We start from the raw sequence: 13,141 nt of genomic DNA on the forward strand, positions 1-13,141 counted from the left end.
TACAGCTTAAATATTCACAACCCTCCATTCCTTCCCTCGATCATCATTGTAACGGTCGGTTTGACGTTGGGATTTATGCCCCAACAAATCCTTGGTATTCACTTTTTGTTCCCTGTACAGACGTTCCGCAAGCGAGCGGATTTCGTGAAAACTGGGTGGGGTGCCCTTATCCCAAACCAAGCCAGACAGATCCCGTATTTTTTTGAAGCTGCTACTTATTGTATTGGCCGTGACCATTCCACCACGGCGAGCCATCGCCGTATTGTGTGTGTAGTGAACCAGATGCGGGCTGACGATATTATCGCGGCATTGCGCGATCACCTGCCCCAGCGTCATGCCAATGGCGGTGCAGTGGAGAGATAGCGGGATCGCCACCTTCGCGCCGGTTTTTATCTGCTCAACGTGCAAATGATCATCCCAGATGTCGGAAAACTGCATCTTGCTGATGTCACCCTCACGCTGCCCAGTAACGAGGGCCAGCAGCATTGCGTTTTTCATGTACTCAAATGGTGGCGCGATCACTGCTAGCATTGCGTTGAACTCCTCTAGGATCATCCGTTCCCGATCTATCCTGTTATATGGGTTCTTTGTGGCTTCTGCAGGGTTGTAGCCTGGCGGGACTTCGCCAGCGTGCTGAGCCTCCTTGAATACATCGATCAGTGTCGTGCGTACTACCTGAGCCATTCTTGAATGGCCCCGATTTTTGTAATCGTCCAGAATGTCAGCAATATCTCGTGTATCAACTTCCCGGATCGGTTTTGTTGCCAATGCTGCCCGCATTGCTTTGACTGGGGCAAGCTTCTGCTTAACGGTATTTTTTGTGATTTCGTTTGCCTGCATCCTCTCTTCTTGGATTTTAAGGTAACGATCGAGCCACGTTGAAACGCTTATACTGCCGCCAACGGCGCGGCTCAACTTGTCACGAACGGCGAGTGTGTTACGCAGCAACTGCTCGGATAACCTGGTGTTGGCGTCTTTTGCTATTGCTGCTGCCTCTTCTTCGTTATCACCTAACCCATGAAATTTTTTAGTAATAGGGTGTTTGTAACGCCAGTACACTTTTTTTGTTCTGGCGTCCGTATAGCAGGAAAGACCAGGAACATCGACGTTGTATTTACGTGGTCTTGCCATCAGATAAAATCCTCAATAGGCGGGGGTCGTCGCTTTTTTTTATCTCTGGCTGGCAGACTAACCCGGTAAATCTTGCCCCTTTCTCTACGCGCCAATAGCGCCCAGCTTTTTGAGGAGGCGGGTATATCATTTTATTTTTTGCATACAAAAGAAGCGTTGAATAACTAGGGCAATTTTCTTTCCCAAACTCATCTATTGCCCACTCCATTAATATTTGAGTGCGTGCCATTGGTTATGCTCCTACACACAACCGACCACGATATTAATCGTGGTCAGGGTTGTGTTTTGATTTTCAAAAATCAATTTTCAGATCTATATACTTCGCTGCAAAACAATACGGCGTGTGGCCGACGAAACTGGATTGCTTCTTTCACCTGCTCGCATTCAGCTTTGATCGAGTACACCCGCTCGGATACTGGCAGCGCGTCGCATGCATCCTGGCCGCATGGGCTGACCAGCAGGACAAAGCCAATGAGCGTCAGCATGCCGCCTCCTGCGACGGCGACAGGTCATCGATCGCCTGTTGATAGCGCTGAACCTCATCAGCGCTAAGAAAGCGCTCGGAGCGATGCAACAGTGCTCCCAGTTCGGCGCGCTCCTGGTTCGTTGTGCCGCCGTTCTTGCCAGCCGTATCGATCGACGCACCCAGGGCTGCAATCGCGTTCAGACGGTGGTGCTGCCTCACGATTTTGTTTTTCAGCTCGGTGTAGAGAGTGATCCCCAACTGTGCTTTCAATTCTTCAACCGATGCGCGAAGGTCAGTTGCCTGTGCCGGGGTAGTTATCTTGTCGATGCTGCCGCGAATGTCATTAGCAATCTTTTCAGGTGCTGAATTTTCAGTAATAGGCTCTGGTGCCTTATCTGCCGCCCCAATCAACTGTCCGGCGGTTACGCGTGTATCCGGAGTGACGTCTTTTTCTTTCTGCCAAACCATTTCTTGCCCGCGTTCGAGCATTTCCATCATCTCGGAGTTGTTCGGCAGGCGGCGGCAGAGGCGGTGCATCACCGATTTTCGCGCCATTGACTCATACCAGTCGACCCATGGCCCTTTGTCGCTGTTTTTGCTGGCTGCGCGGACCTTTTCAATATCATCCAAATTCATCACTTCAAATTGCAGCTCGCCGGATTTCATCTTGGCATAGGCGAACGCGCCGACAAGTTCGCCGCGATCCAGTAGGTTCGGCTCGTAAAAAATGTGCTCACCGTTTTCGTCCATCCAGACGCGGAATTGATCGTTCTTGTACCAGGCTCGTGTGGCGATCACTGAGACTTCGCCGGACTGGCGAGCCCGTTTCATCACGCCGTCGATCATCGGCAGGTACTGCGCTTTAGGTATCCATTGGCCGTTAGCGTTTTTCGTCTTGTACACGATTAGCGCGGCTTCACGGTTATCAGGGATCAAGCCGTCTTTTGCACAAGATGAAAGGGCATTAATAACGCTTTGGCGGTCGGCACCCAATAAATCGCTATTGTTGGCTAGTGCCACCGCCGCGGCGGTGGTGAATTTTTCAAAGCTGACATGGCTCGGCAAAATTTCCTTGGCCGGTGCTAGCTCTGCTGCTAAATCTTTCTGAATCAATGCGAGTTGGTTGGTCATTGGCATGCTCCTTAAGCTACGCGCAGCGCTTCAAGGCGGCGGCGGTCAAAATCGTTCAGGTCGTCCACAATTTCTTCAGTGATCGGCGCTGGCCATATGTTGGTGTCGTACGCTTGTTTGATGTCGCGCAACACCTCTTTGTACTCAAGGCGGCCAAGTTCTAGCAGGTCGGGTGATGCTTCAACGATCGCCACCCAGTTGTAGCCCTCGTCCTTGTTCACGAAAATCCAAAAGAACTGATCGAAAGCCGCGACATCGGAATACATCGCTGCGCTAAGGTGGTAGTCGCGTTCAATGATTTCTCTGTGCAGCCTCGCTCTAACGGCTCCCTGCTTGACACTCCACATGCTGATAGTCTTAAGGTCAAACCCAATGCGGACGCCATCAAGGTCAATTTCAAGGTCAGGGCGCACGCGGATCTCCATACCGGTATCCTCGTCATACCCGAAATAGCTGGCTTCAACGGTGCGCTGAGAGTGTTGCAGCATTGGCCCGGATGATGGATGGTTGAATAAGGCGTGTTGAATGGCCTTGGCCTCCTGCATTTGCTGCTGGGTCACGAGTACGCGATCGTCGTCAGTGTTGCGCCACTGCTCGATTAGTTCGTCGGCAAAAACAGCGTTCGGTAAAATTGTCTTAATGCGGGCGGCCATATCCTCTTTGCTGCCGCTGACCGCTAGCGGGGAAGGAATGGCCAGTTCAAGTTTTACGAATTCAGGATCGATGATTGCCAATTGTTCAAGCAATGCTTCGCGGCCGCCGCTTGTTTTCAGTGGAGTCCGCAGCGTGGCGTTGTATTCCTTGATGCAAGCTTTCATCGCTGTTGCAGTTGGCTTTTGATCCTCCCCAATCCGCTGAAACTCGGCCGGTAGCAGGGTATAGAACTGCCCGATTTCGTCAGCATTTCCGCCCAAGGCATAAGGTGTCTGCAGCGTGGCGTTATGTGCATCAATGATCGAGCGCAGCGTGTCAGAATCTGTCATTTTTGGCAGACTGGCATTGTGCTTATCGATAAATTCGCGCATCGATGCGGTGGTGGTAAACGCACCTTTGGGGATAATTGGTTCGATGCTGAATTCTTGTTCCAGCTTTTCAGGCTCCAGCGCCATGGTGTGCACCAGGTTGCCCAAGTCGAGAACTTTTGAGTGCACTTTCTTGATGGTTTTTGCGACGTGACGAGCGTTGAAATACATCAATGAAACGCGGGCATCTTTCAGCATAGTGCTGCTGATACCGTTAGCAGCGTGGTAAACGTCGTTCGGGATATCGTGGTACCGGCCAGGTTCGAAATATGCTGGTGCCGTGGCGACAGGTACTTCCTGTGCGGCTGGCGCGCATTCGCCTGACAAATCTGCTGGTTTGGTTGACGAATCCAGGAATTCCCGAACATCCTTGGTTGTCAGATCCTCATTTTCCCGCAAATCGGTTGATGCTGCGTTATCAACGTTGGCCAGTGGTGATGTCGCGAACAATTCAGATACATCAAACTTGCCGCTGCCCATGGCGTGCAATTCGCCAGCAGGCTGCTGCTGGGCGACTTCCGTTTTTTCTCCCCCATTTGAGGCATCATGGCGCGCCAGTTCAGCGTTTTTATGCTGACCAGCGACGTCTGCCTGTTCCAACGTTTGGCGCGCTTCTTTCAGACAGAACTCAACGCGTTCATCGATAAGTTGGCAGCGTTCTTCTTTATCGTCGGCCCAACCCTCAAGCACATCGCAGGTGAGGTGATAAATATCGTCCTTGGCCAACTGCTTGAAAGGATCGCAGGGCTCTATTTCTTTTGTTAACAGCCTGGCAAGGTATACGTGGTTAAGATCGCCCACGTTTACCATCAACTCTTTGACATCATCCACGCTCATCACTGACGTTTTGCCGTCAAGGGCTGTCATGATTTCACGCCGCAGCCACGCGCTGCGAGTTGTTGGGTCAAGATCCTTAGCGGCGTCCACCTCTTCTTTTTCGCCATCATTTGAGGCATTACTTGCTGTCAGTTCGCCCGCCAGCGACGCGCTGCCAGCACTTGTTGCTGCGCCTGCCAGCGTTTCATTCGCAAGCTGTTCATCAACCAGTGAGTCTGCCTCGCCCTGCGGCAGCGATTGGGTTTGAGCATGGTTTTTTACCTTCGCTGTTTTGGCGTCAATCTCGATCAGGTTCGCATTGATATAGTCGCGTAGTGGGCCAGGTGTTAGGTGGAGGGTTTCCGGCGCATTGCGGATAAGCGTACCAACGGCCTCACGGGAAAAGTCCAGAATGCCGGGGGTTTCGGACAACTGTCCATACCATGCTAATGGGGACTTTTCTTTGCGCGTTTTCATCTCTTTTACTGCATTAACAATGCCGATTGGCGGCCTGCTGATATCAAAATCGGATGGGTAGTGCGCAAGGTAGGTGACTGTTTCAAGTTCGCTAAAGGACGCTATTGGCGTGCCGTAGACTGGATTCTTGCCTGTGCCGGCCAGTGCGCCGGACGACGTGCGCGGCAATTCTACTTGTGAGTTATTTGCGGCGCTGGGCGACGTCTGCCACTTGGAAATGACAGACTGGCGATCATCTACTTTCGCATTCAGGTATTCGGTTGCGAACTGACTAAGTTTACCCAGTTCTGGCGCTTTATCGAATGGTGGCCAGATAGTCTTTATGGCTGCAATGGCCACTATCGGCATGTCCGGGTAAACGTAATCGAACCCCTTAAGATTGGAGAGGGCCATGATGACGTTTTGCGGGTAACGCTGCGAGTCATCCATCATAAGCCTGGTTGCTGCTTTCAACTGCTCCCCTGTCATTTTCATGCAGTCACGGCCAAACAGCCATGCGGCGGCAATCACAGTATGCTTGTCGAGGTCTATTGCGGAAAATGTGGTTTCTTCCTTGGCTGGCGGCTCAGGTGTTTTTGCCGGTGTATCCGTGTCGGCCTTGAGCATGTAGGGGTAAAGCTTAGGGATCGCGACAGAAGGATCAACTTTGTCGCGCGGAAAACAAGTACGCCCAGAATCTCCTTCAAGTGCCCAAGATAACCAGAATGACTCACTGAATGCGCCATCTACTGGCAGACCGTCAACAACAGGGAAGTTAATGCGTAGTGGGGTAAAATAATCGGCTTTGGAATACCCAGCTTCCATAAAAAGATAATCACGCTTCGTTTCGGCATGGTCGTCTGACTTTGCTTCGAAATGAACATAGAGATGAGGCTTACCTGACTTTTGTTTTGCCCGGTATAGATAGGCGGCAACATTTTGCATTATGCAGTTCTCCTGAATTTAGGTAGAATGCAGTCGATCATTGACTGCGATAGTGGTCATTGGTTTATGCTCCGGTTGCTGGGGGTGGTTCCCCGGTAACCCGTCGCCGGGACGTTAAACCGGCACTGGCCCGCCTTGGCGGGCCTTTTACTTCTAATTGCAGTAACTGAGGCTGCAATGCGGGCAGTCGAGAACATGCGTAGTGCCAGCGGCTTCAACTGAGATGCCCGTTTTGTACCCATGTGAAACTTTTTGCCGGTAAATATTATTTGTGCAGCGATTGCAAATGCCGTCACGAGGTGCAAATAAAGGTAGGCGATTTTCAGCGCAATACTTCTTTTGTGCATCGATTGCAGCAGATGGTGAAAACATCATAATTGGTCACCATTGGTAACTGTGAATCCCTGTTCCTCTAACCATTCCTGGATATACTCTTCACCAATTGCTTCAAGCAATTCGTCTTTGTCGTATTCACCGACAATGGCTTTCGCATCAACAGCCTCTGTTAATTCAGCGGAGTTAAGTTCTACTTCTAAATTTGAGCGAAATCCGGTTTTTTCAATTGAGCCAATGCTTTCTACTTTTATGGTAATGTCGATAGCCATATATCTACTCTCCATTGATCATCAGGTTGATATTGAAATACGCCCTGCGAATTTACGCCCCCAGATAGGAAACGCAGGACGTATTTCAATAGCTTCAAAAAGCCCCGCCAACGACGGCGGGGGAAGACCACACACAGCAATCAGTGAATGGATACCACGTTGATGCTTACAGAACGGGCGACCTCTTTAGGCGTAATGAGGTTGATTTCTACCGAAAGGGGAATGCGTTCAAAGCGGCGGATAACGGCTTCGATCGCACATACCTCACAATGCTCATAGCCAATATCTTTGCCATTGTGGGTGATGGCGAAAGGTTGCTGGTTTTGATGTTCGTTATCAGGTAGTGCGATGTAACCAGCAGTTTCGCTGTTTGAAACTACTTTGGCGATGTTATTGCTGACCTGCTCTAATTTAAAAATAACAGTCTTGCTCATTGGTCATACTCCGGTTTTAGGTAATGGGGATCCATGGCTTAATTAATAAGCTGAATTAAAAATAATTAGGTTGCCGGTTACGTTTCCGGCGTCGTATTACCTACATCTGCGCGCGGGAATATACGACCGTTCCCTGGTGTTGCACTTTCAGTGGGTGCCAGCCGGTTCGAAATATGGCGGAATACTGCGAGATTCAAACGGCGACTTGATCGCCCGAAGGTTGCCGGTAGGCTCGAACCGATACACTTGGCAATGGATATCGTAATGTGCCACCCATGCAGCGCCGGTGCGCTTGTTGCGGTAGTTGGTTGCTTTACCACTGTGTGGAACGGTAGTGCTGATCATTGGCTACCCCTCTGCTGATTGGTTGAACATTGGTTTATGCTCGCCAGTCTTTCCTGGCTGTCAGAACGTTTTCACCTGCTGCTGATTTCACTTCTACAGTCGCCGCAGCGGCTGCCTGATGGAACAAGTAAACAATATCTTTACTATTTGATCAAGTAAATTTTTATGTGAGGTTTTTTGGTTGTAAAAAAACCGCCTCGGGAGGGCGGTTGGAGTGTGGCCGAAAATGTTAAAGGCCAGAGGGTTTATGTCAGCCCTCTGGCCTTCGGTACGTCTCAGATTATTTTATCGGGGATTTGTGGGGCTTTTCTTGCCTGCCTCGATACTACTCAACACCCTTGATCCTTTTGCGAGCGTACTTTTCTACATACTCATCCAATTCTTTCAGTCGAGCGCCAAAAACGGCGATCATATTTCTTTGTTCAGGTTCTGGGAGCTGGCGATAGAGCCTAAGCAACTCCATCTCATCAGCACCGAGTCCGCTCTTTTTTTCGACACTCTCACCATATAACCATGCAACAGAAACGCCTGCCGCTTCAGCAATAGCAAGAGCAGATTTTTTGCTAATTGTACCTGTCCTAAACCAACCGCTTACTGCTTGCTTACTAACCCCGGCAATGCGCGCCATATCAGCTTTGGATATGCCTTTTTGGTTTATCTCAGTGAGTCTGCTTATCAGGTCAGGTTGTTCTGTGTTCGTAGTCATAGGCTCTATTGTAAATCATTGCTTTACATCTGCAATGATTGACTTGCTTGATCATTTGGTAAATAAATGCTTTACTTCCACCGTAACTAATACGGAGGTCGTAATGACTGGTATCAACAACGCAATCCGCAAACACGGAAACGCAAATACGTTAGGCAAGGCATTAGGCGTAAGCCGAATGGCTGTTTGCCTGTGGAAAAAAAATGGTGTGCCTTCCGACAGGGTGCTTTCCATTTTCCAAGTAACAGGCGTAACTCCCCATGAGTTGCGTCCGGATCTTTATCCAAACCCAACCGATGGAATACCTGTCCAACCACAGGAAGACTGGCCGATTGTTGAGGGTTAACCATGTCATTTGCAAATGCTATCAGGGCGAGTGGCCAGCGCCTGAGTTCAGAAAATCAATCTTCCATGCGCCGCCGTGCCAGCGTCAAACCCGAGGCGGTGCGGCTGGCCGTCGAGGATTGGCAGAGCACGCTGCCGGGCCGGGCACAGGAAACTATCGCAAAGTTGATCACCGATGAATGGTTTCGACGTGACGGTAAATGCCTCCAATTGGGGAATTCTGACCGTAACAACAGACAGAACATTTTCCGCTGGTTGGACAACCCGCACCGTACTGAGAAGTACGCCGGTTACGTCCTGCAGCTGGCGCCGGTAATTGCCGACGTGATGCCGATAGAGATAGCCAGAAAATACGGATTGAAGCAGGGGAAAACCAAGCTTGAACTGGTGGCCGACGCCATCAAAGAATGCGCGGATGCCAAACAAGCGGCATTACTCGGCGCACCGTTGCGTGAGCTGGAGAAAGAAATCCGCGAGGGCATTGAATCGCTGGTAAGGCTGGCACCGCCGGATCGGTGGGCTGCAGTTATGGCCAGCGCTGCCGCAGTATTCAGCGGCTGTTTTTAACGATCGGAGCATAAACCAATGGCTAATTTTTCAAGAGAACAAGTTGAAGCGCAGATCCGCGATCAACTGGTAAGTAATGGATTTTCTGTTGAAGTCGCGCGTTCTGCCGCAGTCCACGGCGCCAATCATTACCTGGCATACCCAAATGCGACCATCGCTAGCAGCCTTGCGGTCGCAAAGACGTACGCAAAGCCGCTAAAGCGGGTGAAGGGCAAGCCAGACCGTCCGCATGTACCAGGGCGTCGCATGGGGCGTCGGTGAAAGCAGTGCAGCAGCATCAGCAAAAACAAAGGTAGTTCAGATGGCTAATTCATGGTTGCGGCTCTGGCACGACATGCCGAATGACCCCAAATGGCGAACTATAGCCAGATTGTCGGGGCAGCCTGTGGCACTAGTACAGGCGACATATTTGCACCTGTTAGTCAGCGCATCACAGAGTGTCACGCGAGGTCACGCAGATGTCACGCACGAAGATTTAGCAAGTGCGCTCGACGTGACCGAGCGTGACATTGGGCAGATTTTAGAAGCTATGCAAGGCAGAGTTTTGGACGGGAAAGATCTCACTGGTTGGAAGAAACGGCAGGTTAAACGTGAAGACTCTGGCAACCCTGAAACCGGCGCCAAGTCTGCCGCAGAACGTAAAAATGCTCAGCGTGAACGGCAGCGACTAGCCAAGGAGAAAGAAGCCCGTCACAACGCGTCACGCAATGTCACACCAGATAAAGATAAAGATAAAGATAAAGATCTAAAAGATAAAACCCCACACAACGCGCATGCGTGTGAGGGAGAGATTTTACCTGATGATCGACCGTTCCCCATGTTTCAAAACTGGCGACCGGCAATAACCCAATGGCCGGAAGTGCCACCGGATATTTTCGCCGCTGCTTTGGCTGACTTTGTCGTGTTCTGGCAAGCCGAACGTAGCGAACTGCAGCAATCGCAATGGGAGCAAAAATTTGAGCGTTCTCTCGCTCAGTTCTTGCAGCAAAACACCATCAAGCAATCACGAGGTTCAAATGCAAATGTACAAACCACCGACCCATTACAACAAGTCCGGGCCGCCCGGAATGCCGAACGTGCCAGATGTGGCTTGGAGCCTTTGGGAGACAATGGCGAAGATTTATTCCCAACGGTGGCTCCGGAAGAACGGCACCACACCCTCGACGGCCTGGGTCCAAATGATTTCAAAGCTCTCGAATAGCCAACTAAGTGCAGCAACAGCGCGCTGTATCGAGCGTTGCAACGCAGGTCACCATTGGCCGCCTGACCTTGCCGAGTTCGTGGCAATCGTCGGTGAGACAACGCCAAGCATTTTGGGCTTCAGTGCTGCTGACGTTGTGGATGAATACTGGCGATGGCGCAACGGGGCTTGGCGGTACAACAGTTCCGAGGATTTCAATTGGAAAAGCGACGTGTTGTACCACATTTGCATTGAAATGCGTCGCCAGGGTGTAGGCCGAAAACTTTCTGAGGTCGAGCTGAAAAACTTGGCTGTTCGCCAGTTGGAAAAATGGGCCAAGAAAGTTGAGCAGGGGTATTCAATTCCCCCCGTTCGCCGGGCTGAAATAAAAGGGCCACCGCCCCCAGGTTATTCCCAACAGGCCGATCCCGATGGCCGATACCGTCAGCGCGGGGATGAAATGTTGGCCAGGATACGTTCAAGCGTCAAAGACAAGAAATAAGCCGGAGCATAAACCAATGACCAAAAAAACCAGAATTACAACTAGGCAATTCGTCGATCTGATCTTGGGCAAGGAACTGAGTACCAGCGAAATATACGAGCTGGCACACCATGCTTATCCCGATGGTGACCTCACTCGCATGTCAATCCTCACTCGACTGAGGAATATGGTTCGATCTCCCCACGCTGAAATTGTTGTCAAAAGCCAGGGGAATAAGGCGCGTTACACACTGATCAGTGCCAGCGAAAGTTTTATTACGCGAGGGGAGGTAAATTATCGTTCTAATTCTCAAAACACCACCAGTGATAAAAGGCTCTGGCACTTCAACCCAGTTGAACTGCGGTTCTGCCATTTGCACAAAATGTTCGATCAGGCGCTGGCCGCTGTGCGGGGTAACGCATGATGGAAACGATCATTGATGCACTGAAAGCGATGGGTAAAGCCTCGTCCATCGAAATCGCTGCGCGGTTGGGTATGGAACGACAGGAAGTTATTGATCAGCTCTGGGAACTCAAAGAGGCCGAGGTGGTAAAGAAAGATGGCAATTGTTGGGAGCTGGTGACCGGAAATGCCTCAGGACATGTGGGGAAAACCGAAACTAAGCCAGTAAGCATCAAAGCTGAGGACCTGATCAATATCATCGCAGAAAAGGGACCAATGACGGCCGAGGAGCTCGCTGCCGTTGCGGGTGTTACGGCACGTCGCGTTGCATCTTCCCTGGCAATGGCCACCAGTCGCGGGAAGGTTGTGCGCAAGTCAGCCAGCGGTAAATTCCGTTACATGATGCCCGGCGCTGAAGTGACGCCTGCAAGGGCTGAACCTGAAAAAATTGCAGCACCGGCGCCCGCGGTTAAAACGGTGGATGTTCCAACGCTGAAAGCTGTTTTCCGCGCAGCGCCAGTTGCACCCCGAACGCCAGCAGTTGAATCAAATACCGAGACGCTGGTTATTCCAACGATCACCCATCTGCGCGAACGCATTAAGCAACAGAAAGCCGGTGCACGGCGTGATGAGCAATTACTCAAACACCTGAACCGGGTTCATCGTTTGTTGGAGGTAACCAATGGCTGAGTTTTGGGAACTGATAAAAGAACCTGGCGGCGCTATTTGGGCTATCACAGCCATCGTTATCGCATGGGTCTTATGCATCATTTTTGATTGCTTTGAAGGCGACGATATCCAGACAAAGGATCAAGGTCATGACTAATTCACCAACACGTTTTGAACCTGATGTCGGCTTCGTTACTGGCTCGCCAGAAATGTACGTAAATACGGCTGGTAGCTACATAAAGTTTGAAGATTACGAGCAGCTCAAGCGGCAACTTGATGCTGTTGTTGCAATAAACGCAAATCACGTTCAAACGCTGGCAGGCATCAGAAAAATGGACCCGGCGACCGAAGGCGAACGTATGCAGCAATGGGCCAGCGATGCACTATCAGGTTACACCGATCCTGTAGAGGCGACGGTAAAGAGCCTCATGGACGATAACCTGGCACTAACTGCAGAGAATGCGGCGACGAAAGCCATCATCGACTCCGTTACTAACTTGGATAACGAGCCCCAGTATCACCCTGAAAGTATGGGGTGTGGCTTAGAAGACCGCGGTATCACTGATCGCTACGATGCCATGCAATACGGCTGGGAGCAGGCAATGGAACGTATCTACGGCGAGGTAATCCCGTGTGCTGAGGAATTGAGCTTTCCCGCCACCTATGCCGCACTGACCCGCATCGAGGCTATAGGCGTTGAGAAGCTCGCCGATGCCTGGGACGCCGAAACAGCAAAAATCATGGAAGGGCCATTCTTCTACGGCCAAATAGAGCGGAGAGAGGCGTTTTCAAAATATGTTCGCGGGTATCTGGTCGAGCTGAGGGAGGGCCGGATATGAGCAAGCGCCGTTATGACAATCGCAAAGCCCGCATTGAAAAGAAATTCAGCACAGAGGCAATGCGTCTGCTGATAGCTCTCATGCCTCGCCAATACCCCGCTGACGCTTTCGAATTGGAGTGGGGCTATAGCAATGACGAATGGACAGTGACCACCGTGGATTATTGGGGTGAGGCTGATAGCTACGATGCGTTTTACTTGCTGCATCGTTCACTGATAGACCAAACCACAGATTGGGCAGGGATGGGGAATGCACTTGATGCGGCGGGTTGGGTGGGCGATGAAAGAGAGAAAGTTGATGAATCTCCATTCTACTCACCGTGGCGGCTGGGCGGGGAAATAACCCGCTCTGTCATCATTCGGCATTGTCGACAGTTGGTAAAAGCTGGCGTGTCTTGGGAGTACAGGTGATGAGCGAACTCAATTTTGACCCATCCGACCCGGACAAAATGAAGCTTCCTGTGGGCAAAACTTGTGGGGACTGTGCGCACATACGCCGTTGCAAAGCGATTTTCGGCCACGTCGAAACGGACACGTATTGCGATTGGTCGCCATCGCACGCGGTATTCAGCGAGGCCTATCATGAAGAGTGAGATCAAAAA

Annotated in this window: 19 protein-coding genes; 10 read left to right on the top strand and 9 right to left on the bottom strand. The window is 50.9% G+C overall.

The window, feature by feature from the left end:
* Nucleotides 1-6: 6 nt before the first annotated feature.
* From KGP17_RS11030 to KGP17_RS11070, 9 genes are all read right to left on the bottom strand, one after another.
* On the bottom strand, nt 7-1,134 hold the full coding sequence (locus KGP17_RS11030; protein ID WP_223499636.1) for a phage integrase Arm DNA-binding domain-containing protein: 1,128 nt from the start codon (nt 1,132-1,134) through the stop codon (nt 7-9).
* Nucleotides 1,115-1,360, bottom strand: a complete 246-nt coding sequence (locus tag KGP17_RS11035; RefSeq protein ID WP_223499303.1) for an excisionase — start codon at nt 1,358-1,360, stop codon at nt 1,115-1,117. The genes KGP17_RS11030 and KGP17_RS11035 overlap by 20 nt, the downstream gene beginning before the upstream one ends.
* 70 nt (nt 1,361-1,430) lie before the next feature.
* Nucleotides 1,431-1,616: a hypothetical protein gene (locus tag KGP17_RS11040; RefSeq protein WP_223499304.1), complete on the bottom strand. Its 186-nt coding sequence runs from the start codon at nt 1,614-1,616 to the stop codon at nt 1,431-1,433.
* Entirely contained in the window at nt 1,610-2,728 is a 1,119-nt protein-coding gene (locus tag KGP17_RS11045; RefSeq protein WP_223499305.1) for a recombinase RecT, read from the bottom strand. Before KGP17_RS11045 ends, KGP17_RS11040 begins: the two co-directional genes overlap by 7 nt.
* 11 nt (nt 2,729-2,739) lie before the next feature.
* Nucleotides 2,740-5,967 carry a PD-(D/E)XK nuclease-like domain-containing protein gene (locus KGP17_RS11050; protein ID WP_223499306.1) on the bottom strand — a complete coding sequence of 1,076 codons (3,228 nt, stop codon included), beginning with the start codon at nt 5,965-5,967 and terminating at the stop codon, nt 2,740-2,742.
* 371 nt (nt 5,968-6,338) lie between these two features.
* Nucleotides 6,339-6,572 carry a hypothetical protein gene (locus KGP17_RS11055; RefSeq protein ID WP_223499307.1) on the bottom strand — a complete coding sequence of 78 codons (234 nt, stop codon included), beginning with the start codon at nt 6,570-6,572 and terminating at the stop codon, nt 6,339-6,341.
* Between the two features lie 140 nt (nt 6,573-6,712).
* Nucleotides 6,713-7,006 carry a hypothetical protein gene (locus KGP17_RS11060; RefSeq protein WP_209527544.1) on the bottom strand — a complete coding sequence of 98 codons (294 nt, stop codon included), beginning with the start codon at nt 7,004-7,006 and terminating at the stop codon, nt 6,713-6,715.
* Between the two features lie 147 nt (nt 7,007-7,153).
* A complete protein-coding gene (locus KGP17_RS11065) occupies nt 7,154-7,351 on the bottom strand; it encodes a hypothetical protein (RefSeq protein ID WP_081375925.1) in 198 nt (65 codons plus the stop codon).
* A gap of 325 nt (nt 7,352-7,676) precedes the next feature.
* Nucleotides 7,677-8,057, bottom strand: a complete 381-nt coding sequence (locus tag KGP17_RS11070; protein ID WP_074032478.1) for a helix-turn-helix domain-containing protein — start codon at nt 8,055-8,057, stop codon at nt 7,677-7,679.
* 103 nt (nt 8,058-8,160) lie between these two features.
* On the opposite strand from KGP17_RS11070, the gene KGP17_RS11075 reads away from it, so the two are divergent.
* The 10 genes from KGP17_RS11075 to KGP17_RS11120 all read left to right on the top strand — a co-directional run bounded on the left by KGP17_RS11075 (nt 8,161) and on the right by KGP17_RS11120 (nt 13,132).
* Entirely contained in the window at nt 8,161-8,403 is a 243-nt protein-coding gene (locus KGP17_RS11075; protein WP_074032479.1) for a YdaS family helix-turn-helix protein, read from the top strand.
* A 2-nt stretch (nt 8,404-8,405) separates the two neighbouring features.
* Nucleotides 8,406-8,969: a toxin YdaT family protein gene (locus KGP17_RS11080; RefSeq protein ID WP_209527538.1), complete on the top strand. Its 564-nt coding sequence runs from the start codon at nt 8,406-8,408 to the stop codon at nt 8,967-8,969.
* A 301-nt stretch (nt 8,970-9,270) separates the two neighbouring features.
* Nucleotides 9,271-10,170 (top strand): DnaT-like ssDNA-binding domain-containing protein, encoded by a 900-nt coding sequence (locus tag KGP17_RS11085; protein WP_223499308.1) that lies wholly within the window; start codon nt 9,271-9,273, stop codon nt 10,168-10,170.
* A complete protein-coding gene (locus KGP17_RS11090) occupies nt 10,148-10,651 on the top strand; it encodes a replication protein P (RefSeq protein ID WP_223499309.1) in 504 nt (167 codons plus the stop codon). The genes KGP17_RS11085 and KGP17_RS11090 overlap by 23 nt, the downstream gene beginning before the upstream one ends.
* A 16-nt stretch (nt 10,652-10,667) precedes the next feature.
* The gene (locus tag KGP17_RS11095) at nt 10,668-11,054 is read left to right on the top strand and encodes a hypothetical protein (protein WP_223499310.1); all 387 of its coding nucleotides are present in this window, start codon (nt 10,668-10,670) and stop codon (nt 11,052-11,054) included.
* Nucleotides 11,051-11,722, top strand: a complete 672-nt coding sequence (locus KGP17_RS11100) for a DUF1627 domain-containing protein (protein ID WP_223499311.1) — start codon at nt 11,051-11,053, stop codon at nt 11,720-11,722. The genes KGP17_RS11095 and KGP17_RS11100 overlap by 4 nt, the downstream gene beginning before the upstream one ends.
* Nucleotides 11,715-11,858, top strand: coding sequence for a hypothetical protein (locus tag KGP17_RS11105; protein WP_223499312.1), 144 nt, complete (start codon nt 11,715-11,717; stop codon nt 11,856-11,858). The genes KGP17_RS11100 and KGP17_RS11105 overlap by 8 nt, the downstream gene beginning before the upstream one ends.
* A complete protein-coding gene (locus KGP17_RS11110; protein WP_223499313.1) occupies nt 11,851-12,540 on the top strand; it encodes a hypothetical protein in 690 nt (229 codons plus the stop codon). The genes KGP17_RS11105 and KGP17_RS11110 overlap by 8 nt, the downstream gene beginning before the upstream one ends.
* Nucleotides 12,537-12,950 carry a hypothetical protein gene (locus tag KGP17_RS11115; protein WP_223499314.1) on the top strand — a complete coding sequence of 138 codons (414 nt, stop codon included), beginning with the start codon at nt 12,537-12,539 and terminating at the stop codon, nt 12,948-12,950. Before KGP17_RS11110 ends, KGP17_RS11115 begins: the two co-directional genes overlap by 4 nt.
* On the top strand, nt 12,950-13,132 hold the full coding sequence (locus KGP17_RS11120; protein ID WP_223499315.1) for a hypothetical protein: 183 nt from the start codon (nt 12,950-12,952) through the stop codon (nt 13,130-13,132). The genes KGP17_RS11115 and KGP17_RS11120 overlap by 1 nt, the downstream gene beginning before the upstream one ends.
* Nucleotides 13,133-13,141 lie beyond the last annotated feature (9 nt).

Source organism: Serratia sp. JSRIV001 (assembly GCF_019968745.1).
In the GTDB taxonomy this organism is placed as follows: Bacteria; Pseudomonadota; Gammaproteobacteria; order Enterobacterales; family Enterobacteriaceae; genus Chania; species Chania fonticola_B.

Coding starts and splice junctions, on each gene's coding strand:
- KGP17_RS11065 (WP_081375925.1), bottom strand. CDS start 7,351: ATGATCAGCACTACCGTTCCACACAGTGGTAAAGCAACCAACTACCGC.
- KGP17_RS11070 (WP_074032478.1), bottom strand. CDS start 8,057: ATGACTACGAACACAGAACAACCTGACCTGATAAGCAGACTCACTGAG.
- KGP17_RS11095 (WP_223499310.1), top strand. CDS start 10,668: ATGACCAAAAAAACCAGAATTACAACTAGGCAATTCGTCGATCTGATC.
- KGP17_RS11115 (WP_223499314.1), top strand. CDS start 12,537: ATGAGCAAGCGCCGTTATGACAATCGCAAAGCCCGCATTGAAAAGAAA.
- KGP17_RS11085 (WP_223499308.1), top strand. CDS start 9,271: ATGGCTAATTCATGGTTGCGGCTCTGGCACGACATGCCGAATGACCCC.
- KGP17_RS11100 (WP_223499311.1), top strand. CDS start 11,051: ATGATGGAAACGATCATTGATGCACTGAAAGCGATGGGTAAAGCCTCG.
- KGP17_RS11080 (WP_209527538.1), top strand. CDS start 8,406: ATGTCATTTGCAAATGCTATCAGGGCGAGTGGCCAGCGCCTGAGTTCA.
- KGP17_RS11040 (WP_223499304.1), bottom strand. CDS start 1,616: ATGCTGACGCTCATTGGCTTTGTCCTGCTGGTCAGCCCATGCGGCCAG.
- KGP17_RS11050 (WP_223499306.1), bottom strand. CDS start 5,967: ATGCAAAATGTTGCCGCCTATCTATACCGGGCAAAACAAAAGTCAGGT.
- KGP17_RS11075 (WP_074032479.1), top strand. CDS start 8,161: ATGACTGGTATCAACAACGCAATCCGCAAACACGGAAACGCAAATACG.
- KGP17_RS11110 (WP_223499313.1), top strand. CDS start 11,851: ATGACTAATTCACCAACACGTTTTGAACCTGATGTCGGCTTCGTTACT.
- KGP17_RS11060 (WP_209527544.1), bottom strand. CDS start 7,006: ATGAGCAAGACTGTTATTTTTAAATTAGAGCAGGTCAGCAATAACATC.
- KGP17_RS11120 (WP_223499315.1), top strand. CDS start 12,950: ATGAGCGAACTCAATTTTGACCCATCCGACCCGGACAAAATGAAGCTT.
- KGP17_RS11035 (WP_223499303.1), bottom strand. CDS start 1,360: ATGGCACGCACTCAAATATTAATGGAGTGGGCAATAGATGAGTTTGGG.
- KGP17_RS11090 (WP_223499309.1), top strand. CDS start 10,148: ATGATTTCAAAGCTCTCGAATAGCCAACTAAGTGCAGCAACAGCGCGC.
- KGP17_RS11045 (WP_223499305.1), bottom strand. CDS start 2,728: ATGACCAACCAACTCGCATTGATTCAGAAAGATTTAGCAGCAGAGCTA.
- KGP17_RS11105 (WP_223499312.1), top strand. CDS start 11,715: ATGGCTGAGTTTTGGGAACTGATAAAAGAACCTGGCGGCGCTATTTGG.
- KGP17_RS11055 (WP_223499307.1), bottom strand. CDS start 6,572: ATGGCTATCGACATTACCATAAAAGTAGAAAGCATTGGCTCAATTGAA.